The 24,367-nt window shown below is 72.2% G+C and carries 26 protein-coding genes; 14 read left to right on the top strand and 12 right to left on the bottom strand.

The features are described 5' to 3' along the window. Positions 1-36: 36 nt before the first annotated feature. Genes OO68_RS06960 through OO68_RS06945 form a run of 4 tightly spaced genes read left to right on the top strand, consistent with a single transcriptional unit; the run spans position 37 to position 4,091 of the window. The gene (locus tag OO68_RS06960) at positions 37-786 is read left to right on the top strand and encodes a LytR/AlgR family response regulator transcription factor (RefSeq protein WP_033307237.1); all 750 of its coding nucleotides are present in this window, start codon (positions 37-39) and stop codon (positions 784-786) included. A gap of 2 nt (positions 787-788) precedes the next feature. Next, positions 789-1,154: a hypothetical protein gene (locus tag OO68_RS06955; protein WP_033307523.1), complete on the top strand. Its 366-nt coding sequence runs from the start codon at positions 789-791 to the stop codon at positions 1,152-1,154. Positions 1,155-1,164: 10 nt separating this feature from the next. Continuing rightward, a complete protein-coding gene (locus OO68_RS06950) occupies positions 1,165-2,880 on the top strand; it encodes a sodium/solute symporter (protein WP_033307236.1) in 1,716 nt (571 codons plus the stop codon). Then, positions 2,877-4,091 (top strand): sensor histidine kinase, encoded by a 1,215-nt coding sequence (locus OO68_RS06945; protein ID WP_033307235.1) that lies wholly within the window; start codon positions 2,877-2,879, stop codon positions 4,089-4,091. The genes OO68_RS06950 and OO68_RS06945 overlap by 4 nt, the downstream gene beginning before the upstream one ends. A 4-nt stretch (positions 4,092-4,095) precedes the next feature. Here OO68_RS06945 and OO68_RS06940 read toward each other — a convergent pair whose 3' ends face one another. The 5 genes from OO68_RS06940 to OO68_RS06920 all read right to left on the bottom strand — a co-directional run bounded on the left by OO68_RS06940 (position 4,096) and on the right by OO68_RS06920 (position 8,713). Continuing rightward, positions 4,096-4,275, bottom strand: coding sequence for a hypothetical protein (locus OO68_RS06940; protein ID WP_033307234.1), 180 nt, complete (start codon positions 4,273-4,275; stop codon positions 4,096-4,098). 79 nt (positions 4,276-4,354) lie between these two features. Further along, positions 4,355-5,305 carry a cytochrome c oxidase assembly protein gene (locus tag OO68_RS06935; RefSeq protein ID WP_033307233.1) on the bottom strand — a complete coding sequence of 317 codons (951 nt, stop codon included), beginning with the start codon at positions 5,303-5,305 and terminating at the stop codon, positions 4,355-4,357. Between the two features lie 189 nt (positions 5,306-5,494). Then, complete coding sequence (locus OO68_RS06930) at positions 5,495-6,520, bottom strand: 6-phosphofructokinase (RefSeq protein ID WP_033307232.1); 1,026 nt, start codon at positions 6,518-6,520, stop codon at positions 5,495-5,497. Positions 6,521-6,722: 202 nt separating this feature from the next. Further along, positions 6,723-7,451: a type 1 glutamine amidotransferase gene (locus tag OO68_RS06925; protein WP_033307231.1), complete on the bottom strand. Its 729-nt coding sequence runs from the start codon at positions 7,449-7,451 to the stop codon at positions 6,723-6,725. 23 nt (positions 7,452-7,474) lie between these two features. Continuing rightward, complete coding sequence (locus OO68_RS06920; RefSeq protein ID WP_033307230.1) at positions 7,475-8,713, bottom strand: MurT ligase domain-containing protein; 1,239 nt, start codon at positions 8,711-8,713, stop codon at positions 7,475-7,477. A gap of 158 nt (positions 8,714-8,871) precedes the next feature. Here OO68_RS06920 and def point away from each other — a divergent pair, with 158 nt between their 5' ends. After that, positions 8,872-9,411, top strand: a complete 540-nt coding sequence (gene def, locus OO68_RS06915) for a peptide deformylase (RefSeq protein WP_033307229.1) — start codon at positions 8,872-8,874, stop codon at positions 9,409-9,411. 70 nt (positions 9,412-9,481) lie between these two features. Here def and OO68_RS06910 read toward each other — a convergent pair whose 3' ends face one another. After that, positions 9,482-10,126 carry a TetR/AcrR family transcriptional regulator gene (locus OO68_RS06910; RefSeq protein WP_033307228.1) on the bottom strand — a complete coding sequence of 215 codons (645 nt, stop codon included), beginning with the start codon at positions 10,124-10,126 and terminating at the stop codon, positions 9,482-9,484. Positions 10,127-10,298: 172 nt separating this feature from the next. Between OO68_RS06910 and OO68_RS06905 the strand changes: the two genes are divergently transcribed. Continuing rightward, a complete protein-coding gene (locus tag OO68_RS06905; RefSeq protein ID WP_033307227.1) occupies positions 10,299-11,525 on the top strand; it encodes an acyl-CoA dehydrogenase family protein in 1,227 nt (408 codons plus the stop codon). A gap of 133 nt (positions 11,526-11,658) precedes the next feature. Continuing rightward, the gene (locus OO68_RS06900) at positions 11,659-12,315 is read left to right on the top strand and encodes a TenA family protein (RefSeq protein ID WP_033307226.1); all 657 of its coding nucleotides are present in this window, start codon (positions 11,659-11,661) and stop codon (positions 12,313-12,315) included. A gap of 25 nt (positions 12,316-12,340) precedes the next feature. Here OO68_RS06900 and OO68_RS06895 read toward each other — a convergent pair whose 3' ends face one another. The 4 genes from OO68_RS06895 to OO68_RS06880 all read right to left on the bottom strand — a co-directional run bounded on the left by OO68_RS06895 (position 12,341) and on the right by OO68_RS06880 (position 16,058). Beyond that, positions 12,341-12,577, bottom strand: coding sequence for a DUF6213 family protein (locus OO68_RS06895; RefSeq protein ID WP_033307522.1), 237 nt, complete (start codon positions 12,575-12,577; stop codon positions 12,341-12,343). A gap of 25 nt (positions 12,578-12,602) precedes the next feature. Beyond that, the gene (locus OO68_RS06890) at positions 12,603-13,988 is read right to left on the bottom strand and encodes an NADP-dependent succinic semialdehyde dehydrogenase (protein WP_033307225.1); all 1,386 of its coding nucleotides are present in this window, start codon (positions 13,986-13,988) and stop codon (positions 12,603-12,605) included. 76 nt (positions 13,989-14,064) lie between these two features. Continuing rightward, complete coding sequence (locus OO68_RS06885; protein WP_033307224.1) at positions 14,065-14,523, bottom strand: NUDIX hydrolase; 459 nt, start codon at positions 14,521-14,523, stop codon at positions 14,065-14,067. Next, the gene (locus tag OO68_RS06880) at positions 14,520-16,058 is read right to left on the bottom strand and encodes an ATP-dependent DNA ligase (RefSeq protein ID WP_033307223.1); all 1,539 of its coding nucleotides are present in this window, start codon (positions 16,056-16,058) and stop codon (positions 14,520-14,522) included. The genes OO68_RS06885 and OO68_RS06880 overlap by 4 nt, the downstream gene beginning before the upstream one ends. A 161-nt stretch (positions 16,059-16,219) precedes the next feature. Here OO68_RS06880 and OO68_RS06875 point away from each other — a divergent pair, with 161 nt between their 5' ends. Then, the gene (locus tag OO68_RS06875) at positions 16,220-16,660 is read left to right on the top strand and encodes a GNAT family N-acetyltransferase (protein WP_033307222.1); all 441 of its coding nucleotides are present in this window, start codon (positions 16,220-16,222) and stop codon (positions 16,658-16,660) included. A gap of 31 nt (positions 16,661-16,691) precedes the next feature. Here OO68_RS06875 and OO68_RS06870 read toward each other — a convergent pair whose 3' ends face one another. Further along, positions 16,692-17,633, bottom strand: coding sequence for an NAD(P)/FAD-dependent oxidoreductase (locus OO68_RS06870; RefSeq protein WP_033307221.1), 942 nt, complete (start codon positions 17,631-17,633; stop codon positions 16,692-16,694). 77 nt (positions 17,634-17,710) lie between these two features. On the opposite strand from OO68_RS06870, the gene OO68_RS06865 reads away from it, so the two are divergent. The 6 genes from OO68_RS06865 (at position 17,711) to OO68_RS06840 (ending at position 23,027) form a co-directional block, all read left to right on the top strand. Next, on the top strand, positions 17,711-18,283 hold the full coding sequence (locus OO68_RS06865; protein WP_033307220.1) for a helix-turn-helix domain-containing protein: 573 nt from the start codon (positions 17,711-17,713) through the stop codon (positions 18,281-18,283). 129 nt (positions 18,284-18,412) lie between these two features. Next, positions 18,413-19,378: an NADPH:quinone oxidoreductase family protein gene (locus OO68_RS06860; RefSeq protein ID WP_033307219.1), complete on the top strand. Its 966-nt coding sequence runs from the start codon at positions 18,413-18,415 to the stop codon at positions 19,376-19,378. Then, the gene (locus OO68_RS06855) at positions 19,375-20,556 is read left to right on the top strand and encodes an acyl-CoA dehydrogenase family protein (protein WP_033307218.1); all 1,182 of its coding nucleotides are present in this window, start codon (positions 19,375-19,377) and stop codon (positions 20,554-20,556) included. The genes OO68_RS06860 and OO68_RS06855 overlap by 4 nt, the downstream gene beginning before the upstream one ends. Then, positions 20,553-21,626 carry an acyl-CoA dehydrogenase family protein gene (locus OO68_RS06850; protein WP_033307217.1) on the top strand — a complete coding sequence of 358 codons (1,074 nt, stop codon included), beginning with the start codon at positions 20,553-20,555 and terminating at the stop codon, positions 21,624-21,626. Before OO68_RS06855 ends, OO68_RS06850 begins: the two co-directional genes overlap by 4 nt. A gap of 198 nt (positions 21,627-21,824) precedes the next feature. Next, positions 21,825-22,709: a phosphatidylinositol-specific phospholipase C/glycerophosphodiester phosphodiesterase family protein gene (locus OO68_RS06845; protein WP_033307216.1), complete on the top strand. Its 885-nt coding sequence runs from the start codon at positions 21,825-21,827 to the stop codon at positions 22,707-22,709. A 123-nt stretch (positions 22,710-22,832) separates the two neighbouring features. Next, positions 22,833-23,027: a hypothetical protein gene (locus OO68_RS06840; protein WP_033307215.1), complete on the top strand. Its 195-nt coding sequence runs from the start codon at positions 22,833-22,835 to the stop codon at positions 23,025-23,027. Between the two features lie 3 nt (positions 23,028-23,030). Here the strand turns inward: OO68_RS06840 and OO68_RS06835 are convergent, their stop codons facing one another. Continuing rightward, positions 23,031-24,266: a phosphodiester glycosidase family protein gene (locus tag OO68_RS06835; RefSeq protein ID WP_033307214.1), complete on the bottom strand. Its 1,236-nt coding sequence runs from the start codon at positions 24,264-24,266 to the stop codon at positions 23,031-23,033. Positions 24,267-24,367 lie beyond the last annotated feature (101 nt).

Below are 24,367 nucleotides of genomic sequence, written 5' to 3'. Positions count from 1 at the left end.
TCCGAACAGCGGGGATCGCCCCTACACTCCACGTTCATGCTGCGCGCCCTCGCTGTCGACGACGAACGCCCCTCCCTGGAGGAGCTGCTCTACCTCCTGCACGCCGACCCCCGCATCGGCAGCGCGGAGGGCGCAGGCGACGCGACCGAGGCGCTGCGCCGCATCAACCGCGCCCTGGAGTCCGGCCCGGGCGGCCCCGAGGCCATCGACGTCGTCTTCCTCGACATCCAGATGCCCGGCCTCGACGGCCTCGACCTCGCCCGGCTGCTCACCGGCTTCGCCCGGCCGCCGCTCGTCGTGTTCGTCACCGCCCACGAGGACTTCGCCGTGCAGGCCTTCGACCTCAAGGCCGTCGACTACGTCCTCAAACCCGTGCGCAAGGAGCGCCTCGCCGAGGCCGTCCGCCGGGCCGCCGAGCTGCGCGGCGCCGCCCCCCACATCCCCGTGCACGAACCCGACCCGGACCACATACCCGTCGAACTCGGCGGCGTGACCCGCTTCGTCGCCGTCGAGGACATCACCCACGTCGAGGCCCAGGGCGACTACGCACGCCTGTACACCGACAAGGGCAGCCACCTGGTGCGCATCCCGCTGTCGACCCTGGAGGAGCGCTGGCGCACCCGCGGCTTCGTCCGCATCCACCGCCGCCACCTCGTCGCCCTGCGCCACATCGGCGAACTCCGCCTCGACGCGGGCACCGTCAGCGTCCTCATCGGCTCCGAGGAGCTCCAGGTCAGCCGGCGCCACACGCGCGAACTGCGCGACCTGCTCATGAGGAGGCCGTGACGGTGCCCCAGGACCACACCGAACGCCGCGTCGTCGTCACCGGCCCGCCCCGGCAGGCTCGCCGGACCTCCTCCTCCGGCTACTACCGCCCGCGCACCGAGATCGACGAGCAGACCACCCTCGGCCACACCTACGTCCGCTCCCTGATGCGCACCCAGCTGCGCGCCGGCCTCGCCGTGTTCGCCGTCCTCGGACTGCTCGTCGGCCCCCTTCCGCTGCTGTTCGCGGCGATGCCCGACGCCCGCCGCCTGGAGTGGGCCGTCCTCGGCTTCGGCCTCTACGTCCCCCTGGTCCTCCTCGCCCGCTGGTACGTCCGCCGCGCGGAGCGCAACGAGCGCGACTTCGTACGCCTCGTCGAAGACCGCTGAAGCCCCACCCATGAACTCCAGCTACGCCATCCCCGCCGTCGCCCTGGTCGTCGTCGCCACGGTCCTGGTGGGCGCCTTCGGCCTGCGCATCTCCCGCACCACCTCGGACTTCTACGTCGCCTCCCGCACCGTCGGACCCCGCCTCAACGCCGCCGCCATCAGCGGCGAGTACCTCTCCGCCGCCTCCTTCCTGGGCATAGCGGGCCTCGTCCTGGTCCAGGGCCCCGACATGCTCTGGTACCCGGTCGGCTACACCGCCGGCTACCTGGTCCTGCTGCTCTTCGTCGCCGCCCCGCTGCGCCGCTCCGGCGCCTACACGCTCCCCGACTTCGCCGAGGCCCGCCTCGCCTCCCAGGCCGTGCGGCGCCTGGCCGGTGCGTTCGTCGTTGGGGTCGGCTGGCTGTACCTGCTGCCCCAGCTCCAGGGCGCCGGTCTGACCCTGACCGTGCTGACCGGTGCGCCCGACTGGCTCGGCGGGGTGATCGTCGCCGTCGTCGTCACCGCCACCGTCGCCGCCGGCGGCATGCGCAGCATCACCTTCGTGCAGGCCTTCCAGTACTGGCTGAAACTCACCGCCCTGCTCGTCCCCGCCCTCTTCCTGGTCCTCACCTGGCAGAGCGACGGAGCACCCCGGCACGCCTTCGACGAACCGGCCACCTTCCGCGAGCAGCGCGTCGTCCGGGTCGACGACACCGTCGACCTCACCCTCGACCGGCCCCTGACCGTCACGGTCACCGGCACCGTCGACGGCCGGACGCACAACGGCACCCGCCTGGAGCTCCCCGCCGGCACCCACCGCATCGACAGCGGCACCCGCCTCACCTTCGCCGCGGGCGCCCCCGTGCCCCGGGCCGAGCGCGGCGGCGGCGGAGACCTCTCCCCGTCCCAGGCCGCCAGCCGCGAGGAACGCCCGCTCTACGCCACGTACGGGCTGATCCTCGCCACGTTCCTCGGCACCATGGGCCTGCCGCACGTCGTGGTCCGCTTCTACACCAGCCCGCATGGCGTCGCCGCCCGCCGCACCACCGTCGCGGTCCTCGGCCTGATCGGCGCCTTCTACCTCCTGCCCCCGGTCTACGGCGCCCTCGGCCGCCTCTACGCCCCCGAACTCACCCTCACCGGAGACCCGGACGCCGCGGTCCTCCTGCTGCCCGACCGCATGATCGGGGGAGTGGGCGGCGACCTGCTGGGCGCGCTGGTCGCCGGGGGCGCCTTCGCCGCGTTCCTCTCCACGGCCTCCGGGCTGGCCATGGCGGTCGCGGGCGTCCTCACCCAGGACGTCCTCCCGTCCCGGGGCGTACGGCACTTCCGGCTCGGCACGGTCCTCGCCATGGCCGTGCCCCTCGCGGCGAGCGTCCTGGTCGGCGGGCTGCCGGTCGCCGACGCCGTCGGGCTCGCCTTCGCCGTCTCGGCGTCCTCGTTCTGCCCGCTGCTCGTCCTCGGTATCTGGTGGCGGCGGCTGACCCCGCCCGGCGCCGCCGCCGGGATGCTCGTCGGCGGCGGTTGCGCACTGCTCGCCGTCGCCGCGACCATGGCGGGCTACCCGGGCGAGGGCGCTCCCCTGCACGCCCTGCTCGCCTGGCCCGCGCTGTGGTCGGTGCCGCTGGGCTTCCTCACCATGATCCTGGTCTCCCTGGCCACACCCGGCCGGGTCCCGCCCGGCACCGCCGCGGTCCTGGCCCGCTTCCACCTGCCCGAGGAACTGCGCACGGAGGTGCCGGCATGAGCGGTTTCCTGGCAGGTCTGTGCGTCGCCGTGCTCCCGGTACTCGCCCTGGGGGTCTGGATCGGCCGCCGCACCGCACGCGCCAAGAGCCTCGCCGGCCTCGGCACTCCCGTCGAGCACGCCACCTTCGAGACCCTGCACACCGCCTCCCTGGCCGCGCCCCCGCTGCGGGCCGGCCTGACGGAGGAGACCGCCCGCAAATCCGCCCGCAAACTGCGCTCCCTGCTCGGCACGGACGCCCTCTGCCTCACCGATCAGAGGCAGGTCCTGGTCTGGGACGGCGACGGCGGCCACCACCGCAGCGAGATCATGGAACGCCTCGCGGGCCCCCTGGAGACCGGCCGCGGGGAAGCCTTCCGGCTCACCTGCGACAGCCTCGACTGCTCGGTGCGCTGGGCGGTCGTCGCCCCGCTCACCGTCGACGACCGGGTGCACGGCGCCCTCGTCGCCTGCGCGCCGCGCGAGTCGGCGGTCCTGGTCCGGGCCGCCGGCGAGGTCGCCCGCTGGGTGTCGGTCCAGCTGGAACTGGCCGATCTCGACCAGTCCCGCACCCGCCTCATCGAGGCCGAGATCAAGGCGCTGCGGGCCCAGATCTCCCCGCACTTCATCTTCAACTCGCTCGCGGTGATCGCCTCGTTCGTCCGCACCGACCCCGAGCGCGCCCGCGAGCTGCTGCTGGAGTTCGCCGACTTCACCCGCTACTCGTTCCGGCGGCACGGCGACTTCACCACCCTCGCCGAGGAACTTCACGCCATCGACCACTACCTGGCCCTGGTGCGGGCACGCTTCGGCGACCGCCTCTCCGTCACCCTCCAGATAGCCCCGGAGGTGCTGCCGGTGACCCTGCCCTTCCTGTGCCTGCAGCCGCTCGTCGAGAACGCCGTCAAGCACGGACTGGAGGGCAAGGCCGTCTCCCCGGGCAAGTGCCACATCCAGATCACCGCCCAGGACGCGGGCGCCGAGGCCCTCGTCGTCATCGAGGACGACGGCGCCGGCATGGACCCCGGCCTGCTGCGCCGCATCCTCGCCCGCGAGGTCAGCCCCTCGGGCGGCATCGGCCTCTCCAACGTCGACGACCGGCTCCGCCAGGTCTACGGCGACGACTACGGCCTCGTCATCGAGACCGCCGCGGGCGCGGGCATGAAGATCAGCGTCCGGCTCCCGAAGTACCAGCCGGGGGTGCACCCGGCCGGCCGGCTGCCCCGCGAGTGAGCCGTCAGGTGCTGCGCGTGGTCACCACCAGCCCCAGCGTGATCAGACCCAGGACGACCCAGCCGAACCACAGCCAGCCGTTGCTCCCGAGCGCCACCGTGTAGGCCGTCACCACGACCAGCCCGCCCAACGTGAGCGCTCCCATGGTCCTGGTCGAGTTGGAACCGTTCGTGGAACCGGGCATCGCAACACCCTCCTCGGGTTCGGTCCCTCCATGGTGCCCGGCGGACGCCCGGCGCGCACGGCCCGTACGGAAGAAGTCTTCAGCGCCCCTGCGCGTTCAGCGAGGCCAGATAGGCGTTGTACGCCTCGAGTTCCTTGTCCCCGTCGCGGTCCGCGGCCCGGTCCGTGCGCCTGGCCTGCCGCTGGTCCGAGGCGTACCACTGGAACAGCAGGGCCACCAGCACCAGCACGGAGGGGATCTCGCTGAACGCCCAGGCGATGCCGCCCGCCGTGTTCTGGTCCGAGAGCGCCTCGATGCCGAGCGAGGCGGGCGGATTCTCGAACGTCCCGACCATCGGCTCGGACGCCATCATCAGCGCGATCCCGAAGAACGCGTGGAACGGCATGCCGGCGAACAGCTCCAGCATGCGCATCAGATAGCCCGGGCGGTGCGGGCCCGGGTCCACGCCCATGATCGGCCAGAAGAACACCAGACCGACGGCGAGGAAGTGCACCATCATGGCGATGTGCCCCGGCTTGGAGCCCATCAGAGTGTCGAAGAGCGGCGTGAAGTACAGCCCGTACAGGCTCGCGATGAACAGCGGGATCGTGAACGCCGGGTGCGTGATGATCCGCATGTACCGGCTGTGCAGGAACATCAGCAGCAGCTCACGCGGCCCCTTGCGGCCCCGTCCGGCGGTCGGCAGCGCCCGCAGCGCCAGCGTGATCGGCGCCCCGAGCAGGATGAGGATGGGCGACACCATGCTGATGACCATGTGCTGCACCATGTGCACGCTGAACATGACCATGCCGTAGTCGTTCAGCTGCGTGCACATCATGAGCATGATGCTCAGCACACCCGGGACGAAGGCGACCGTCCGTCCCACGGGCCACTTGTCCCCGCGGCGGACGAGCCGTACGACACCCCACCCGTACAGGGCCAGCCCGGCCAGGCAGGCGACGAGGAAGAACGGGTCGGCCGACCACTCCAGCCCTCGTCCCAGCGTGAACGGCGGCAGATCCATGGTCATGCCGTGCCCGCTGTGATCCATTCCGCCGGCTCCTGTTTCGTGGGGGTGTGCAGCTAGTTGTCCGCCCACAAGAGTAGAACCGCCCCCGGTCACCGTTACGACCGGGGGCGGTACGACGCCTCAGGGGCGCGGGACTGTGTTTGATATGCGGCTCCGCCGCGTGGGCGCGACAAGCCACGACCGGCCCGCACCCGGCCGACTACAGCAACCTCAGAGAACGGTCTCCGCCTCGTCGTACCGGTCGTCGGGAACGGTCTTCAGCGTCTCCACGGCCTCCGCGAGCGGCACCATCACGATGTCGGTCCCGCGCAGTGCCGTCATCTGCCCGAACTCCCCCCGGTGCACCGCCTCCACCGCATGCCACCCGAACCGCGTGGCCAGCACCCGGTCGTAGGCGGTCGGCGTACCGCCCCGCTGCACGTGCCCGAGGATCACCGGCCGGGCTTCCTTCCCCAGCCGTCCCTCCAGCTCCACGGACAGCTGCCGGGCGATCCCGGCGAACCGCTCGTGTCCGTAGATGTCCTTGCCGCCCTCGTCGAACTCCATGGTCCCGGCCCGGGGCTTGGCCCCCTCTGCCGCGACGACGATCGCGAACCGCTTGCCCGCCTCGAACCGCTCGCCCACCCGGCGGGCCAGTTCCTCTATGTCGAAGGGCCGCTCGGGGACGACGATGGCGTGCGCGCCGGCCGCCATGCCGGAGTGCAGGGCGATCCAGCCGGTGTGCCGGCCCATGACCTCGACCACCAGGACCCGCTGGTGCGATTCGGCGGTGGTCTTCAGCCGGTCCAGGGCCTCGGTCGCCACCCCCACGGCCGTGTCGAAGCCGAAGGTGACGTCCGTCACGGCGATGTCGTTGTCGATGGTCTTCGGCACGCCCACGATGGGCAGACCGCTGTCCGACATCAGCCGGGCGGCCTTGAGGGTGCCCTCGCCGCCGATGGGGATGATCGCGTCGAGCCCGAGCTCCTCGACATGGCCCCTGGCCCGCTCCACACCGTCCCGCAGATGGGAGGGCTGGACCCGGGAGGAGCCGAGAATGGTGCCGCCGCGGGCGAGGATGCCGCCCACCGCGTCGAGGTCGAGCTTGAGGTAGTCGCACTCCAGGAGGCCCTTCCAGCCGTCCCGGAAGCCGATGACCTCGTCGCCGTGGTCGACGACGGCGCGGTGCACGACGGACCGGATGACGGCGTTCAGGCCGGGGCAGTCGCCGCCGGACGTGAGGACACCAATGCGCATAGCCCGAATACCTTCTCAACGTGGGCCGGGGACCGGACCACGTTGTCCGGCTGGAATCCCCGCCACCCTAGCGGCATCGAGGGGCCGGACCGAAGCACGCGTCCGCCTGCTGGACGACCCCGCTCACCTGTGCGGATGGGCCGTCATACGGGCTGTTGACCAGCAGGTTGACGCGTACCTCGGGCACGCTGCGGCGCAGTGCCTACGCGGGCTGCTGAGCAGCGGCGATCCGCTCGTTGCGCAGCGCCTCGTACCAGCGGTCGTCGGTCGGCGGCAGCGCGTTGACGTCCAGGGCCAGCTTCAGCAGCAGGTCCGCGATCAGCGGGTTGCGCGCGAGCACCGGCCCGTGCATGTACGTGCCGAAGACGGTGTCGTTGTACGCGCCCTCCGTGCCGTCGCCCGTGCCGTTGCCGTTGCCGAACCGCACCTGGGCGAGGGGGCGGGCGGTGGGGCCCAGGTGGGTGACGCCCTGGTGGTTCTCGAAGCCGGTCAGCGGGGGCAGGCCGAGCCGCTGGTCGACGTCGCCCAGCACGTCACCGACGCACCGCGCGCCCTCGCCGCGCACCGACACCACGTCCAGCAGCCCGAGGCCGGGCTCGCGCTGGCCGAGGTCGTTGATGAACTCGTGGCCGAGGATCTGGTAGCCGGCGCAGACGGAGAACACGATGGCGCCGTTCTCCACGGCCCGGGTCAGGCCCCCGTCCCGGCGCAGCCGCTCGGCGGCGAGCCGCTGCGGCCGGTCCTCGCCGCCGCCGATCAGATAGATGTCGCCGGAGGTCGGGATCGGCTGGTCGCTGCGCACGTCCAGCCGCGCCACGTCCAGGCCGCGCTGCTGGGCCCGGCGCTCGACGACGAGGACGTTGCCCTGGTCGCCGTAGGTGCTGAGCAGGTCGGGATAGATCCAGACGATGCGCAGTTGGTTGTCGCTCACAAAAGTCCCCTGACGTCTCGTGCTCAGTTGCCGACGCGGCGGCGCAGGTCCTGGAACGCCGTGTAGTTGGCGATGACCTCGATCCGGCCCGGTGGGCACGCCGCCACCGCCTGGTCGAGGTTCTCGTAGACCTGGAAGTGCTGGTCGGCGACCTCCAGACGCACCGCCAGGTCCAGCCGCCGGTCGCCGACGACGCAGATCGGGTGACCGGTCAGGCGCGAGTAGTCGACGTCCCACAGCCAGGAGGTGTCGGTGCCGTCGGCGGAGCGCGCGTTCACCGACAGGATGACCGGGGTGGGCGGCGGGTCGATCAGGGAGAACGTCTCCAGCCAGCCGGCCGGGTTCTTCGCGAGCAGCAGCCGCAGGTCCCGGCCCTGGAACTGGACGACGTCGTAGCGCCCTGCCACGGCCTGCACCTGGTACATGCGCTCCAGCGCGACCTGCGGCGGCACCCCGAACACGGCGGCCACCGCGGCCGAGGAGGCGGCGTTGGCCTTGTTGGCGCGGCCGGGCAGCTGGAGGTGGATCGGCCAGGCCGAGCCGTGCGGGTCGAGCACGTGGTCGCCGGAGAGCGCCCAGCTCGGCGTCGGACGTCGGAAGCCGCACTCGCCGCAGAACCAGTCGTCGCCCGGGCGCTGCATCACGCCGCCGCACGACGGGCAGGACCAGGCGTCGTCCTTCCACATCTGCCCCGCGGCGACCCAGATCACGTTGGGGGAGGACGACGCCGCCCACACCACCAGCGGGTCGTCGCAGTTGGCCACGACCACGGCCTTGGAACCCGCGAGACCCTCCCGCCAGTTCTCGGCGAGCATGCGGGTCTCGGCGGCCCGGTCGAGCTGGTCGCGCGAGAGGTTGAGCAGGGCGATGCACTTCGGGGCGGTGTCCCGGGCGACGCCGGCGAGGTACTTCTCGTCGACCTCGATGACGCCGTAGCGGGCGTCGGAGCTGCCGGCGAGGGCCGAGGTGATGCCGGCCGGCATGTTGGCGCCGAGCGCGTTGGAGACGACCGGTCCCGCCGCGCGCAGGGCCTCGGCGATGAGCCGGGTGGTGGTGGTCTTGCCGTTCGTCGCGGAGACCAGGATCACGTCCAGGTTCTGGGCGAGCCGGGCCAGGAGGTCGGGGTCGAGTTTCAGCGCGACCCGGCCGCCGATCACCGAACCGCTGCCGCGCCCTGCGGCGCGCGATGCCGCCGCGACCGCCTTGCCCGCGGTCACGGCCAGCTTGGCCCGCGGCGAGAGCGGGTCCGAGTTGCCTGCCATCAGTTCTCGATCCTCCTTGCGTACGCGCCGCGCCTTGAAGCCTGACGGCCACGTGGTGTGGACCTCAGCCTATCGAGATCCATTCGCACTCCCGAACCGCGGCACTGTGGCGAACTCGTGTGGGAGGCGCGGACCGACAGGACCTTACTCTTGCCGCCATGCGACAGAGCCCCATCCCCGGCACCCACGGCCGCGTGAGACCCCTCACCCTGCACGGCGACCCCACCCTGCACACGCCCTGCACGGAGGTCACCGACTTCGGCCCCGAACTGGCCCGCCTGGTCGAGGACTTGTTCGCGACGATGTACGCCGCCCAGGGCGTCGGCCTCGCCGCCAACCAGATCGGCGTGCCCCTGCGGGTCTTCGTCTACGACTGCCCCGACGACGAGGACGTCCGCCATGTGGGCCATGTGATCAACCCCCGCCTGACCGAGGCGGACGGTGTGGTGATCCGGGGCCCGGAGGGCTGTCTGTCCCTGCCGGGCCTGGAAGCGGGCACGGAGCGCTACGACCACGCGGTGGTGGAGGGTTTCACGGTGACGGGAGAACCCGTCACCGTCCACGGCACGGGCTTCTTCGCCCGCTGCCTCCAGCACGAGTGCGACCACGTGGAGGGCCGCATCTACGCGGACCATCTCACGGGCTGGCGCCACCGCAAGCTGATGCGCCAGGTGTCCCGGGCTTCTTGGCGCCGGTGAGTCTATGTCCCTCAGGGGCGCGGGGAACTGCGCGAACAACCCCCACGGGCGGTCAGCCGAACCACAACGGTCAGAACCCCGGACCCCCGACCCGATCCCCCGCAGCAGCAAGCCGCCCCCACAGCAGATCCGCCAGACTCCGCACCAACTCCGCACGAGAACACGGCCGTTCCCCCAGCCACCAGTCCCCGGCCGCATGCATCATGCCGACGATCCCGTGCCCCCACACCCGCGCCAGCTGCTGTCCGCCCGGCCCGAGATCCAGCCGCTCCTCGATGACCTGCGCCAGCTCCTCACCCATCCGCCGCAGCAACGGCGCACTGTGCTTGCCGACGTCGAAGCCCGAATCGCCCGGCTGGCTCCCCTCCGCCGGATGCATCAGGAACCGGTACACCTGGGGCCGCGCCTCGATCGCCGCGAGGTAGGTGTCCAGCGTCGCCTCGACCCGCTCCCGCCGGTCCGCCGGCGCGTCCAGCGCCGCCCGCAGCGAGTCCAGCAGCGCGTCCGTGTGCCGCATGGCAAGGGCCGCGTAAAGTCCGCCCTTGTCGCCGAAGTGCCGGTAGAGAATGGGTTTCGTGATGCCGGCTTCCGCCGCGATCGCGTTCATCGAGGCCTGCGGGCCGTCGCGCAGCACCACTCGGTCGGCGGCTTCCAGCAGCTCACGCCGACGGCGATCGGCGGACCGTTGCTGATCGGTCCGCTGTGTGGTGTCCATGGTCTCTCCCCACCCGTGCTGTTTCGATGACGCCTGCGCAAACTAACACTGAAGCATGCTCAGGACACCGAACGGGTGCCGACCGGTCGGTAGGAGTTGACTTCGACTACCCACCGGTAACAGACTGCTGTTACCGCAAGTAACATGCATGTGTGCCGCTGGAGGGGACGACATGGCCGAGTTCACCATGGAGCTCAACGACGAACAGAAGGAGGTCCGGGACTGGCTCCACGGCTTCGCGGCCGATGTGATCCGCCCCGCGGCCGCCGAATGGGACGAGCGTGAGGAGACTCCCTGGCCGGTCATCCAGGAGGCCGCCAAGGTCGGCATCTACTCCCTGGACTTCTACGCCCAGCAGTACTTCGACCCCACCGGCCTCGGTATCCCCATGGCGATGGAGGAGCTGTTCTGGGGCGACGCGGGCATAGCCCTGTCCATCGTCGGCACCGGCCTCGCCGCCGTCGGCGTCCTCGCCAACGGCACCGAGGAGCAGATCGGCACCTGGATCCCCCAGATGTACGGCGACGCCAACGACGTCAAGGTCGCCGCCTTCTGCTCCTCCGAGCCCGACGCCGGCTCCGACGTGGCCTCCATGCGCACCCGGGCCGTGTACGACGAGGCCAAGGACGAGTGGGTGCTCAACGGCACCAAGACCTGGGCGACCAACGGCGGCATCGCCAACGTCCATGTCGTGGTCGCGGTCGTCGACCCCGAGCTCGGCTCCAAGGGCCACGCCTCCTTCATCATCCCGCCGGGCACCGAGGGGCTGTCCCAGGGCCAGAAGTTCAAGAAGCACGGCATCCGCGCGTCGCACACCGCCGAGGTCGTCCTGGACAACGTGCGGGTGCCCGGCTCCTGTCTGCTCGGCGGCAAGGAGAAGCTCGACGAGCGGCTCGCCCGTGCCCGGGAGAAGGCCCGGCAGGGCGGGGAGCGCGTGAAGAACGCGGCGATGGCCACGTTCGAGGCCTCGCGCCCGGCCGTCGGCGCCATGGCCGTCGGCACCGCCCGCGCCGCCTACGAGGTCGCCCTCGACTACGCCACCACCCGGGAGCAGTTCGGACGGCCGATCGTCGACAACCAGGGCGTGGCGTTCCAGCTCGCGGACATGCGCACGTCCATCGACGCCGCCCGGCTCCTCGTCTGGCGGGCCTCCTGGATGGCGGTCAACGGCAAGCCGTTCACGGCGGCCGAGGGCTCGATGTCCAAGCTGTTCGCGAGCGAGACGGCCAAGAAGGTCACGGCCCAGGCGATCCAGATCCTCGGCGGCAACGGCTACACCCGCGAGTATCCGGTCGAGCGCATGCACCGGGACGCGGCCATCTACACCATCTTCGAGGGCACGAGCGAGATCCAGCGCCTGGTGATCGCCCGGACCCTCGCCGGCGTGCCGATCCGCTAGCACGGCCCGAAGGCCGTCGTCGGCGTGCCCGTCGGGTTGCGAACCCGTGCGGGCACGTCGGCTCCGCGAGGGACTGCTGGCATCGGGGACGCCGTGCCAGGCTCGTGCCGACCCCTCGACGACGGAGGAAGCGATGACGCACCCGGCCAGGGACCTGTTGCGGACGACCACGGCGGCCCTCGCCCCGGACCCGGAGGCCAACCCCTTGGTCCCCCGGATCGCCGCCGGCACGGCACCCCGCGCCACCCTCGCCGCGCTCGCCCTGGAACAGACCTGGGTGATCCCCGCGGACCGCCGCGCGTTCGAGCACCTCGCCGTCCGCTCCGCAGCGGCCGATCCGGAGGCCGCGGCCTTCTTCACGACCCTCGCGCAGGGCGAGGCGCTGGCGGGCGAGCACCTGGCCGCCTTCGCACGGGCGTGCAGCGCACAGGGGGTGTCGAACGAGCCGCTTCCCGGCTGCCAGGCGTACCCCGCGTACGTGGCCTGGCTGGCGCTCAACGCCGCACCGGCGGACGTGGTCCTGGCCCTGACGGCCAACTTCTCGGCGTGGGGCGGCTATTGCGCGACCATCGCCACCGCCCTGCGCGAGCACTACGGCTTCACCGACGAGGCCTGCGCCTTCTTCGACTTCTTCGCCGAGCCGTCACCCGACCTGGACCGGCTGGCGACGGCGGCGGTGCAGGCGGCTCTGGACGCGGGGCGCCTCGACGAGAAGCGAGCAGGCACCTACGGCCGGCTGCTCCAGACGTACGAGGCGATGTTCTGGGACGCGCTGAGTGCGACTCCCTAGGGGCGGCGGGACTGTGCCGCACGGCTCAGGTCGCGGTCCCACTGCTGTGTGCGATGCAGGCCACATCGATCCGATCGGCCAGTTTCGCCAGCTCGATGGCCAACTCGGCAACCGTGTCCTCGTCCAGCCCCGACTCCCCGCCCTCCACCAGCCGCACCCACCGACCCCCCACGGTCCGCAACAGCTTGCTGACATCCGCCGCAGCCACCTGCAAGGTCCCGCGGTCGTCGACGATCAGAGGCAGAGTCACTTCGCGGTTCACAGACGGGATCGTAGCCCCGCAACACTCACGCACCATGCCAAACAGTGGTGATGTTGCAGAACTCCCGGATTCCGTGCCCGGACAGCTCACGCCCGTACCCGGACCGCTTCACACCGCCGAACGGGAACGCCGGATGGGACGCCGTCATGCCATTGAAGAACACCCCGCCGGCCTCCAGATCCCGCACGAACCGGTCGACCTCGTCCTCGTCCCGCGTCCACACGTTCGAACTCAGTCCGAACGGTGAATCGTTCGCGATCAGCACGGCCTCGTCCAGGTCGGCCGCCCGGTATAGCGTGGCGACCGGCCCGAAGGCCTCCTCCCGGTGGATCCGCATCTCGCGGGTGATGCCGGCGAGGATCGTCGGCGTGTAGTACCACCCCGGCCCGTCCGGCCGTTCGCCACCGCACAGCACCTGCGCCCCGCTGCGCACCGCGTCGTCGACCAGCTCTTCCAGATCGCGCAGTCCCTGCTCGCTGGAGAGCGGGCCCACCTGGGTGTCGTCGGCCATGGGGTCGCCGACCTTCAGCGCCTTCATGCCCTCGGCGAAACGCTCAGCGAAGGCGTCGTAGACGTCCGTGTGCACGATGAAACGCTTCGCGGCGATGCACGACTGCCCGGTGTTCTGCACCCGTGCGGTCACCGCGGTCTTCGCGGCGCGGTCGATGTCGGCGGAGGGCATCACGACGAACGGGTCGCTCCCGCCCAGCTCCAGCACCGTCTTCTTGATCATTTCTCCGGCCGTGGAGGCGACCGCGCGTCCCGCGGGCTCGCTGCCCGTGAGGGTGGCGGCCTTGACCCGCTCGTCGCGCAGGATCTCGTCGACCGCGGCGGAGCCGATCAGCAGGGTCTGGAAGGTGCCCTCCGTGAAGCCCGCACGGTGGAAGAGATCCTCCAGGTAGAGGGCGGTCTGGGGGACGTTCGAGGCGTGCTTCAGCAGGCCCACGTTGCCCGCCATCAGCGCGGGAGCGGCGAACCGGACCACCTGCCACAGCGGGAAGTTCCACGGCATCACCGCGAGCACCGGCCCGAGCGGGCGGTAGCGCACCCGGACACGGGAGGCTCCGGAGTCCTTCACGTCGGAGTCGGCGGGCTCCTCATCGGCGAGCAGTTCCCCGGCGTGGTCGGCGTACCAGCGCATCGCCTTGGCGCACTTCGCCGCCTCGGCCCGGGCCTGCTGGATCGGCTTGCCCATCTCGGTGGTCATGACGCGGGCGATGTCCTGCTGGTCCTCTTCGAGGAGGTCGGCGGCCCGGTGCAGCAGCCGGGCGCGCTCGTCGAAGGTCGTCGTCCGGTACGTGCGGAACGTGGCCTCGGCGAGCTGGAGCCGGCGCTCGATCTCCTGCTCGCCCATGGCCTCGTACGTCTTGAGCGTCTCGCCGTTCGCCGGGTTCACCGTTGCGATGGGCATGGCTGACCTCCCTCGGAGCGGGCTGTGTCTCGACCTTCCCGCGCGGCGCAGGGGAGCGCAACGCGGGAGCGTCTCCTCAGGGCGAGTGCTCCGCCAGCCGGTCGAGAAACGCCGCCTGGGCCTTGACGATCACCGAGCGGGCCCGGTCGAGCCCGAACCACGCCACCCGGTCCAGTTCGGGGAACTCCTGGAGCCGTCCGGAGTGCGGCGGCCACTCCATCCGGAAGGTGCCGGGCGTGATCGTCGCCGGATCGAGATCCGCCCGGACCGCCCACGCCGTGACGATCTTGCCGCCCGTCTGCCGGACCTCGCCGAGGTCGATGGCCTCGCCGTCGGGCGGGGGCAGCCCCAGTTCCTCCCGGAACTCACGCCGGGCGGCCTCCCAGGCGGGCTCGTCAGGCTCGTACTCGCCCTTGATCACGGTCCATGCCCCGGCGTCGCGCCGGGTGAAGAACGGGCCGCCCATGTGGCCGAGCAGCACTTCGAGGCCGTTGTCCGTGGTGTGGAAGAGCAGCAGACCCGCACTGCGCTTCACGGCTTCACCCCCGGATGGGCGGCCAGCAGCGTCTCGACCGTGTCGGCGTCCTCCGGGCGCTTGTCCTCCCGGTAGCGGACCACCCGGGCGAAGCGGAGGGTCACGCCGGCCGGGTAGCGGGTGGAGCGCTGCAGCCCGTCGTAGGCGATCTCGACGACGAGTTCCGGGCGGACGGTCACCACGTGGTCGTCGGTGTCGACGGCGAGCTTCTGGAGCCGTTCGGTCTGCCAGGTGAGCATCGCGTCGGTCATGCCCTTGAAGGTCTTGCCGAGCATGGCGAGGCCGCCGTCGGCGGTGCGGGCGCCCAGGTGGAGGTTGGAGAGCTTGCCGGTGCGGCGGCCGTGGCCCCACTCGGCGGCCAGCACGACCAGGTCGAGGGTGTGGACGGGCTTGACCTTCAGCCAGGAGGCACCGCGCCGCCCCGCGCTGTAGGGGGCGTCGAGCGCCTTGGCCACGACGCCCTCGTGGCCGCGCTTCAGCGTCTCGGCGAGGAACTCCTCCGCCGCGGGCGTTTCGTCCGGCCCCGACACCAGCGTGCGCCGCACCCGCATCGGCTCGGGCACCAGGCGGGCCAGCTCGGCGTGCCGCTCGGCGAAGGGCAGGTCGAGCAGGTCGTGGCCGTCGACGGACAGCGCGTCGAAGAAGACGGGGGAGACCGGCACCGCGCGGGCGGCCGTCGCCACGTCCGTGCGGGAGCCGACCCGGCCGGCGGTCTCCTGGAACGAGCGGGGGCGCCCGCCCTCGTCGAAGGAGATCACCTCGCCGTCCAGGATGAACCGCTCGCCCCGCAACTGAAGCGCGGCGGCCGTCACTTCGGGCAGACGGTCCGTGATGTCGTCGAGGGTGCGGGTGTAGAGCCGCACGGTGTCGCCGTCGCGGTGCACCTGGACGCGGATGCCGTCCAGCTTCTCCTCCACCGCGCAGCCGCCCAGCTTGTCGACGGCCTCGGCCACCGAGGAGGCGCTGTGCGCCAGCATCGGCAGCACCGGGCGGCCCACGGTGAGACGGAAGCGGTCGAGGGAGGCGGGGCCGTCCGCCAGCAGCGCCTCGGCGACCGTCTGGAGGGAACCCGCGAGCATCACGGCCCGCCGGACGTCCGCGGCGGGGGCCCCGGTCGCCTGGGCCAGTCCCTCGACGGCCACCGCGTCCAGGGCCCCCTGCCGGACCTCGCCGGTGAGCAGGCCCAGCAGGAACCGCTGCTCGGTCTCGGTGGCCGCGCCCATCAACTCCGCGACCAGCCGGGTCCGTTCCGCCTGGGAGCCGGGGCCGGACACCGCGGCGAGCTCCGCGAGCCGGGCGTCCACGTCCCGCACGGTCAGACTCGGCTCGGCGGCCGGTTCGACCGACCGGCTCAGCACCTTCCAGCCGACGCCGATCCGGCCCTGCGGCAGCCGTCCCGCGAGGTACGGGATGACGACGGGCACGTCCTCCGCCTCGGCGTCCCGGAACAGCTCCGCGAGCAGGGCCGTCTTGCGGGACCGCGCCGAGGTGGCGGCCACCTCCTGGGATACTCGGGCCAGCCGGTGCAGCAGCATGCAGCCATGGTGCACCTCAGAGGGGGCCTCTACACCTGGGCGACCGGGTCCGGCGGCCCGGCGCGGCTTGACCGGGCGTACGGCACCGGTCCCCGCCCCGCTGCGGAGGCGCGGCGGCAAACCGGTTGACGCACGCGGAGCACGCGGGTTCTTCTGCTGCGATGTCCGAACTCCGCATCCGCCGCCCTGACGACGACAGCGCGCTCAGGGACTGGCAGCACGTCCACAACACGGTCATCCCCACGCACCATCTCTCGATGGACGACGCCCGTGACCGCGCGGAGCGCCATCACCTGGAGGTCGCCTACCTCGGGGAGGTGCTCGTGGGCAGCAGCACCGTACGCCCGCCGGCGGACGACACCGCGACGGCCACGGTGATCGCCCGCGTGCTCGGCCCCCACCGCGGGCGGGGATTCGGCGGGGAGCTCTACGCGCGCGGGCTGGCCCGCGCGCGGAAGGCGGGTGCCGAGGTCATCGAAACGGTGGTCCTGTCCTCCAACGAGGACGGGCTGCGGTTCGCCCGCGCGCACGGCTTCGTCGAGATCGAGCGGTACGTGCTGCCGGGCGAGACCGTTCCCTGGGTCGACCTGCGCCTCTCCTGACCCCGGCCGTGGCCCGCTGAGCGGCGCGTGATCACGCCGGGCTGTGCCGCCGCACTGCCGCATCGAGGTCCGTCATCAGCAGGTCGGCGACGATCGCGGAGGCCGCCCGGTACCCGCCGCTCGCCGCGTGCACGACCTGCTCGGAGAAGCCGATGGCGTTGCCCGCGGCCCACACGCCGGGCACGGTCGTCAGGCCGGTCGCGTCGACCACCGGGTACGCGCCGAACGGCGTCTCGTGCAGCTCGGCCCCGAGCCGCTCCAGCAGGCCGGTCTGCGGCACGGCCCGCGGGGCGGTGAACAGCACCGAGCGGGGGTGCGTCGTACCGTCCGCGAGCCGGACGCCGGTGAGCCGGTCGTCCTCGGTCACCAGCTCCGCGACCTCCCCGGGCACCACGTCCACCCCGGCCGCGGCGAGCCGGCGCAGATCCTCGTCGGAGAGCTCCTCCTCGGCGACGGTGTGCAGGAAGAACCGCACGTCCTTCGACCACTGGGACACCATCAGCGCCTGGTGCACGCTCGCCGGGCTCCTGGCGAGCACCCCGAACGGCTGGTCGCGCACCTCCCAGCCGTGGCAGAAGGGGCAGTGCAGCACGTCCCGGCCGAACCGCTCGGCGACCCCGGGCACCGCGGGCAGCTCGTCCTTCAGCCCGGTCGCGACGACGAGCCGCCGGGCGCGCACGCTCCGGCCGCCGGCCGACACCACGGTGAAGTCCCCGCCCTTCTCCACCGCCACCACCCGGTCCCGGACGAGGTCCACGCCGTAGCGCGCGGTCTCCTCCCGGCCGGCGGCCAGGAACTCGGCGGGCGGCATGCCGTCCCGGGACAGGTAGCCCTGCATGTGCGCGGCGGGCGCGTTGCGCGGCTCACCCGCGTCGATCACCAGCGTGCGGTGCCGGGCCCGCCCCAGCACCAGCGCGGCGGACAGGCCCGCCGCGCCCCCGCCGATGACGACCACTGCGTACTTCTCGGTCATGTGACCACCTCCGCTGCCGAGCGTCGCCCGTGCGCTGCGGGATTGACAAACAACGTTGCCGAAACTGCAATACGGCCATGACGACGGACGAGGTACTCGCGGGCGTGGGCCCCCGGCTGCGGCAGATGCGCAAGGACCGGGAGGTGACCCTGGCGGCGCTCTCCGAGACCACCGGCATCTCCGTCAGCACCCTCTCGCGGCTGGAGTCCGGCCTGCGTAAACCCAGTCTGGAACTGCTGCTGCCGATCGCGCGCGCCCACCAGGTGGCGCTGGACGAACTGGTCGGCGCCCCGCCGGCCGGTGATCCGCGCGTGCGGTCCAAGCCGATCGTGATGGGCGGCCGCACCCACTGGCCGCTCACTCGCCAGCCCGGCGGCCTGCAGGCCTACAAGGTCCTCGAACCGAAGCGCAGGCAGGAGCCGGATCCCCGGACGCACGAGGGCTACGAGTGGCTGTACGTGCTGTCCGGGAAGCTGCGCCTGGTGCTGGGCGAGCACGACGTGGTGCTCACGGCGGGGGAGGCCGCCGAGTTCGACACCCGGGTGCCGCACTGGTTCGGGTCGACGGGGGAGGGGCCGGTGGAGTTCCTCAGCCTGTTCGGGCCGCAAGGTGAGCGGATGCACGTGCGGGCGCGGCCGAAGGGTGCGTGACCCACGGTGACCCAAGGGTGAAACCTCTGCGCGGGACTTTGCCCGGAGACTGTTCCCTGATGGGCAAGCGACCGCTTAGTATGCGAACCGACCCCGGTCAGACACAGCAGTCCCCCGTGGAGGCCCCGCATGCAGGCATGGCAAGTGCACGAGAACGGCGAGCCGGGCGAGGTGATGCGGCTCCAGGACGTGGAACCGCCCACCCCCGGTGACGGCCAGGTCCTGCTGAAGGTGCGCGCGGCCAACATCAACTTCCCGGACGCCCTGCTCTGCCGCGGCCACTACCAGGTCCGGCCGCCGCTGCCGTTCACCCCGGGCGTGGAGATCTGCGGCGAGACCGAGGACGGCCGCCGCGTCATCGCCAACCCGGCGCTGCCGCACGGCGGCTTCGCCGAATACGCCGTCGCGGACACCGCCGCACTGCTGCCCGCGCCGGACGCCCTGGACGACGCCGAGGCCGCGGCCCTGCACATCGGCTACCAGACCGGCTGGTTCGGTCTGCACCGCCGGGCCGGTCTGGAGGCCGGCGAGACCCTGCTCGTCCACGCTGCCGCTGGAGGGGTCGGCAGCGCGGCCGTGCAGCTCGGGAAGGCCGCCGGCGCCACCGTCATCGGTGTCGTCGGCGGCTCCGGGAAGGCGGCCGTCGCCCGCGAGCTGGGTTGTGACGTCGTGATCGACCGGCGTTCCGAGGACGTCGTCGCCGCCGTCAAGGAGGCCACCGGCGGCCGGGGCGCCGACGTGATCTACGACCCGGTCGGCGGCGAGGCCTACACCCAGTCCGCCAAGGCCGTCGCCTTCGAGGGGCGCATCGTGGTCGTCGGCTTCGCCAGCGGCACGATCCCCAGCCCCGGCCTGAACCACGCCCTGGTGAAGAACTACTCGATCCTCGGCCTGCACTGGGGCCTGTACAACACCAAGAACCCCAAGCTGGTCCAGCACTGCCACGAGCAGCTCACCGATCTGGCCGCCCGGGGCGCGATCAAGCCGCTGGTGAGCGAGCGCGTCCCGCTCGGCGGCGCCGCCGACGCCGTGCAGAAGGTGGCGGACGGTCTGACCACCGGCAGGATCGCGGTCGTCATGGAGGAGGCAGCATGACCGGCTCCGAGGAACTGCGCAGCCGTACCCGGGAGTTGCTGGCGGCCCATCCGCCGGCCTCCACCGACCGCCTGGACTTCCTGCGGGCCCGCTTCGACGCCGGACTCGCCTGGGTGCACTACCCGGAGGGCCTCGGCGGACTCGGTGCTCCCCGCTCCCTCCAGGCCGTCGTGGACGCCGAGCTGGAGGCCGCCGGGGCGCCCGACAACGACCCGCGGCGCATCGGCATCGGCCTGGGCATGGCCGCGCCGACGATCCTCCAGTTCGGTACCGAGGAGCAGAAGCGGCGGTTCCTCAGGCCGTTGTGGACGGGTGAGGAGGTCTGGTGCCAGCTGTTCAGCGAGCCGGGCGCCGGATCCGACCTCGCCGCCCTGGGCACCCGGGCCGTGCGGGAGGGCGAGGACTGGGTCGTCAACGGGCAGAAGGTGTGGACGTCCAGCGCCCATGTGGCGCGCTGGGCGATCCTCATCGCCCGCACCGACCCGGACGTGCCCAAGCACCGGGGCATCACGTACTTCGTCTGCGACATGACCGACCCGGGCGTCGAGGTGCGCCCGTTGCGGCAGGTCACCGGCGAGGCCGAGTTCAACGAGGTGTTCCTCACCGGCGTCCGCATCCCCGACACGCGCCGCCTCGGCGAGATCGGTGACGGCTGGAAGGTCGCCCAGACCACGCTCAACAACGAGCGCGTGGCCATCGGCGGGATGCGGCTGCCCCGCGAGGGCGGCATGATCGGCCCGATCTCGAAGACCTGGCGCGAGCGGCCCGAACTGCGCACCCACGACCTGCACCAGCGGCTGCTGAAGCTGTGGGTGGAGTCCGAGGTCTCCCGCCTCACCGCCGAGCGGCTGCGCCAGCAGCTCGTCGCGGGCCAGCCCGGCCCCGAGGGCGCCGGCATGAAGCTGGCCTTCGCCCGCCTCAACCAGGAGATCAGCGGCCTGGAGGTGGAACTCCTCGGCGAGGAGGGCCTGCTGTACGACGACTGGACCATGCGGCGCCCGGAGCTGGTCGACTTCACCGGCCGCGAAGCGGGATACCGCTACCTGCGCTCCAAGGGCAACAGCATCGAGGGCGGGACCAGCGAGGTCCTGCTGAACATCGTCGCCGAGCGCGTCCTGGGCCTGCCCCCCGAGCCGCGCACCGACAAGGACGTCGCCTGGAAGGACCTCGCCCGATGAGCGACCTGTTGTACTCGGAAGAGGAAGAGGCGCTGCGCGCGGCCGTACGCGACCTGCTCACCGACCACTGCGACGCCCCCGGCGTCATCGCCCGCACCGAGTCGGGCACCCCGCACCACCTGGCCCTGTGGAAGGCGCTCACCGACGGCATGGGCCTCGCCGGCCTGCTCGTCCCCGAGGAACTGGACGGCCAGGGCGCCACGCACCGCGAAGCCGCCGTCGTGCTGGAGGAACTGGGACGCGCGGTCGCGCCCGTGCCCTACCTGACGAGCGCGGTCGTCGCCACCGAGGCCCTGCTGGCCTGCGGCACCGACGACCTCCTGCGCGACCTCGCGACCGGCACGACGATCGGCGCGCTCGCGGTCGCCCTCAACGTCGCGCCGGGCGCCGCCTACCGGGTCGTCCGGCACGAGGACGGGCTGCTGCACGGCGAACTGACCGGCATCGCCGACGCGGCCGTCGCCGACGTGCTGCTCGTTCCCGCCGACGACGGCGGTCTGTACGCCGTCGACGCCACCACCGCGACCGTCACGCCCCAGACCTCCCTGGACCTGACCCGGCCGCTCGCGACCGTCACCCTCGACGGGGTGCGGGGCCGGCTGCTGGGCGACGCCGAACCCGCCGTGCGCCGAGCACTGCGGGCCGGCGCCGGACTGCTCGCCTCCGAGCAGTTCGGGCTCGCCGAGTGGACGCTGACGGAGACCGTCCGCTACCTGAAGGAACGCAAGCAGTTCAACCGGCCCGTCGGCGGCTTCCAGGCGATCAAGCACCGGCTGGCCCAGCTGTGGCTGGAAGTCGTCAACACCCGTGCGGCCGCCCGCAACGCTGCCGACGCCCTGGCGAACGGCCACGACGTGGACATGGCCGTCACCGTCTCCCAGGCCTATGCGGCGCCCGTGGCCGTGCACGCCGCCGAGGAAGCCCTGCAACTGCACGGCGGCATCGGCATGACGTGGGAGCACCCCGTGCATCTCTACCTCAAGCGCGCCAAGGCCGACTCGATCGCCTACGGCACGCCGGGCGCCCACCGGGAGGCACTGACGGCACTGGCCGACCTCCAGGCCCCCTGACGTCCGTCCGCCGAGGCCGTTGAACGGCTGGATCCCCGAAAGGCCCGTCCCACCAGGGGCGGGCCTTTCCGGGCGCCCGGCCCGGTGAAGTGAACGCGTGGCGGCGGTCCGGCCAACTCCGCCCCCAGGCCTGCTCCTTGAGCTGTCGGGACCCCATACTCGCAGGGTCCCCGTACGGCATCCCCAGGGAGGCAGAGCATGGCCCTCACCACCCGTCGCACGGCCCTCACCACCCTCGGCGCGGCCCTCGCGGGCTCGATCGCCCTCCCCGCCGCCCCCGCACAGGCCGGTGAACGCACGCACAGGCCCCGCCCGTTGTGGCGCGCCCACGCCCACAACGACTACGAGCACCCGCGCCCCCTGTTCGACGCCCTCGACCACCGCTTCGGCAGCGTCGAGGCGGACATCTACCTCGTGGGCGACCAGCTCCTCGTCGCCCACGATCCGGAGGACCTCGACCCCTCCCGCACCCTGGAGTCCCTCTACCTCGACCCGCTCGCCGCCCGCGTCCGCGCCAACCGCGGCACGGTGTACCGGGGCCACCGCGGCTCACTGCAACTGCTCATCGACATCAAGACCGAGGGCTCCTCGACGTACCGCGAACTCGACCGCCACCTCAGGCGCCACCGGCACCTGTTCACGACGTACACCCATGGCCGCGTCCGCCGCGGCCCGGTCACCGCCGTGGTCTCCGGCGACCGCGCGGCCCGCGCGCCCATGGAGGCCCAGACCGTCCGGCGCGCCTTCTACGACGGGCGCCTCGCCGACCTCGGCAGCCCGGCACCCGCCTCCCTCATCCCGCTGATCAGCGACAACTGGACGCTCAACTTCACCTGGCGGGGAATTGGCGCCTTCCCGGACGCCGAGCGGCAGAAGCTGCGGGGCATCGTCAGGACCGCCCACCAGCGGGGGCAGAAGGTGCGGTTCTGGGCGACCCCGGACCTGGCCGGACCCGCCCGCGACGCACTCTGGGGCGAACTGCTCGCCGCCGGCGTCGACCACCTCAACACCGACGACCTTGCCGGACTGGCGGCGTTCCTCGACGCCCCGCGTCTGCGGCCTGATCCAAACGACGGGCCCTAGGGGCGGCAGCGGGACACCACACGTTCGGCGGACAGCCCAGCCGCCCGGACGAACCCTCCGCTACGCCACACTTACGGCCGAACGCCGTGAACCGGACGTGGCGGCGTGGCGGAGGAGTTGACGATGGCCATTTCCATCTCTGTGGTGCTGCTGCTCGCGATCCTTGCGGTGATCTTCCTGCGCAACGGCGGACTGAAGATCTCCCACGCGCTGGTCTGCCTGCTGCTCGGCTTCTCACTGGCCAGCACCAGCGTCGCCCCCACCATCCACAGCGGCCTCACCGCTACGGCCGAGATCGTCAGCGGCCTGCGGCCCTGAACGTCACCCCGAGAACACGCCGATGCCGTTCGGCACGGGGCGTTCGGAGCCGCCGCTGGGATGGTTGCGCACGGAGACCGCGCTCGCGCCGGGACTGCGCGCGACCAGGGTCGACGACCCGCCGCCGTCCAGGCTGAAGGCGTCCTCCGCGCCCAGCTTCCGCAGGGTGCCGGCGACCTCGGCGATCGTCAGGCCGCTGCGGTAGGCGGCGGCGCCGTCCAGCGCGAGCAGCAGCAGGCGCCGCCCGCCGTCGGCGATTCCCACGGCGGTACGGACGGCCGACGTCGTGTCGTCGAGCCCCGGCAGCGGCTGCCCGCCGGAGAGCACCGGGTAGCCGCCGACGGCGAGCCGGTAGGCGACGCCGTCCCCGGCCGCCACGAGGCCGTGCTCGACCTCGACCGACTCGCCGGTGGAGAACTTGCGCAGCTGCTGGGCGCCCGCCTCCCGGCCGACCAGCACGGTGGTCCCCGCGGCGATGGGACCGCTGCCCGGGGTGTCGGCGGCCGAGACGACCCGGCCGTCACGGACCGTCACCTCATAGGTATCCGTGCTGCACGGAGCGGCACGGTCGGTGTCCGTGCCACACGTGGCGCGCACCCGGGAGACGCTGCCCCACTCGGAGGTGAACGCCCCGACCGAACCCACCGGCAGCGCGTACTGGTTGAGCCCGCCGAGAGGCAGCTGCGCCTCGGCCGTACTCACCGACCCCTTCAGGGTCAGCCGGTCCAGCCGGGCCCGCCCGTCGGTGCCGACGCCGAACACGTCCTCGGTGGTCGTCCCGGGCGGCAGCGCCGGCCCGAACCGCTGGCCGTTCGGCACCGCCGCCTTGAGGGTCCGCCCGTCCGCGATCGCCGGACCCACACTCGCGCCGGTCGCTTCCACACCCGGGTGCTGCGTCTCGGTGATGTTGAAGAAGTCACCGTTGACACCGGCCACCGCGCCCTGGCTGTTCGCCATCGCCGAGACCCGCCCCCGTGCGGCCACCGCCCCCGGGTACAGCAGATCGACCCGTACCTGCGGGTTGCCCAGGTCGACCCTCAGGACATGTGCGTGCGTCACCCCCTTGGCCGCCGTGATGTCGAACTCCTCGTACGTCACGCCCGGTGCGACCCGCACGCCCTTCTGGACGGCACCGGCCGGGGCCGCCCCCGCCAGGGCCGCACCGGTCAGCGCGCCGAACGCCGTGAGGAACGCCAGTACCGCTCTGCCTGCACCCCGTCGCCTGCGACGACCTGCCATCGTGCCCCCTGATGCCTCGTCAACTGTCGGGACCCTCAGGGGCAGTGCACCAGACCACGGGGGCCGGCAGGGCGGCTGAGCACCCCACACGCGGGAACGGC

Source organism: Streptomyces iakyrus (assembly GCF_000717055.1).
In the GTDB taxonomy this organism is placed as follows: Bacteria; Actinomycetota; Actinomycetes; order Streptomycetales; family Streptomycetaceae; genus Streptomyces; species Streptomyces iakyrus.
The sequence above is the reverse complement of the archived record's forward strand: the minus strand, read 5'-3'. Positions and strand labels throughout refer to the sequence as shown.

Excerpts from the sequence above, each read along its gene's own strand:
- OO68_RS06935 (WP_033307233.1), bottom strand. The coding sequence starts at position 5,305 with ATGGATCACAGCGGGCACGGCATGACCATGGATCTGCCGCCGTTCACG.
- OO68_RS06880 (WP_033307223.1), bottom strand. The coding sequence starts at position 16,058 with ATGCTGCTGCACCGGCTGGCCCGAGTATCCCAGGAGGTGGCCGCCACC.
- OO68_RS06875 (WP_033307222.1), top strand. The coding sequence starts at position 16,220 with ATGTCCGAACTCCGCATCCGCCGCCCTGACGACGACAGCGCGCTCAGG.
- OO68_RS06920 (WP_033307230.1), bottom strand. The coding sequence starts at position 8,713 with ATGGCAGGCAACTCGGACCCGCTCTCGCCGCGGGCCAAGCTGGCCGTG.
- OO68_RS06960 (WP_033307237.1), top strand. The coding sequence starts at position 37 with ATGCTGCGCGCCCTCGCTGTCGACGACGAACGCCCCTCCCTGGAGGAG.
- OO68_RS06930 (WP_033307232.1), bottom strand. The coding sequence starts at position 6,520 with ATGCGCATTGGTGTCCTCACGTCCGGCGGCGACTGCCCCGGCCTGAAC.
- OO68_RS06845 (WP_033307216.1), top strand. The coding sequence starts at position 21,825 with ATGGCCCTCACCACCCGTCGCACGGCCCTCACCACCCTCGGCGCGGCC.
- OO68_RS06870 (WP_033307221.1), bottom strand. The coding sequence starts at position 17,633 with ATGACCGAGAAGTACGCAGTGGTCGTCATCGGCGGGGGCGCGGCGGGC.
- OO68_RS06945 (WP_033307235.1), top strand. The coding sequence starts at position 2,877 with ATGAGCGGTTTCCTGGCAGGTCTGTGCGTCGCCGTGCTCCCGGTACTC.
- OO68_RS06910 (WP_033307228.1), bottom strand. The coding sequence starts at position 10,126 with ATGGACACCACACAGCGGACCGATCAGCAACGGTCCGCCGATCGCCGT.
- OO68_RS06835 (WP_033307214.1), bottom strand. The coding sequence starts at position 24,266 with ATGGCAGGTCGTCGCAGGCGACGGGGTGCAGGCAGAGCGGTACTGGCG.
- OO68_RS06950 (WP_033307236.1), top strand. The coding sequence starts at position 1,165 with ATGAACTCCAGCTACGCCATCCCCGCCGTCGCCCTGGTCGTCGTCGCC.
- OO68_RS06840 (WP_033307215.1), top strand. The coding sequence starts at position 22,833 with ATGGCCATTTCCATCTCTGTGGTGCTGCTGCTCGCGATCCTTGCGGTG.
- OO68_RS06905 (WP_033307227.1), top strand. The coding sequence starts at position 10,299 with ATGGCCGAGTTCACCATGGAGCTCAACGACGAACAGAAGGAGGTCCGG.
- OO68_RS06860 (WP_033307219.1), top strand. The coding sequence starts at position 18,413 with ATGCAGGCATGGCAAGTGCACGAGAACGGCGAGCCGGGCGAGGTGATG.
- OO68_RS06850 (WP_033307217.1), top strand. The coding sequence starts at position 20,553 with ATGAGCGACCTGTTGTACTCGGAAGAGGAAGAGGCGCTGCGCGCGGCC.
- OO68_RS06890 (WP_033307225.1), bottom strand. The coding sequence starts at position 13,988 with ATGCCCATCGCAACGGTGAACCCGGCGAACGGCGAGACGCTCAAGACG.
- OO68_RS06940 (WP_033307234.1), bottom strand. The coding sequence starts at position 4,275 with ATGCCCGGTTCCACGAACGGTTCCAACTCGACCAGGACCATGGGAGCG.
- OO68_RS06865 (WP_033307220.1), top strand. The coding sequence starts at position 17,711 with ATGACGACGGACGAGGTACTCGCGGGCGTGGGCCCCCGGCTGCGGCAG.
- def (WP_033307229.1), top strand. The coding sequence starts at position 8,872 with ATGCGACAGAGCCCCATCCCCGGCACCCACGGCCGCGTGAGACCCCTC.
- OO68_RS06900 (WP_033307226.1), top strand. The coding sequence starts at position 11,659 with ATGACGCACCCGGCCAGGGACCTGTTGCGGACGACCACGGCGGCCCTC.
- OO68_RS06855 (WP_033307218.1), top strand. The coding sequence starts at position 19,375 with ATGACCGGCTCCGAGGAACTGCGCAGCCGTACCCGGGAGTTGCTGGCG.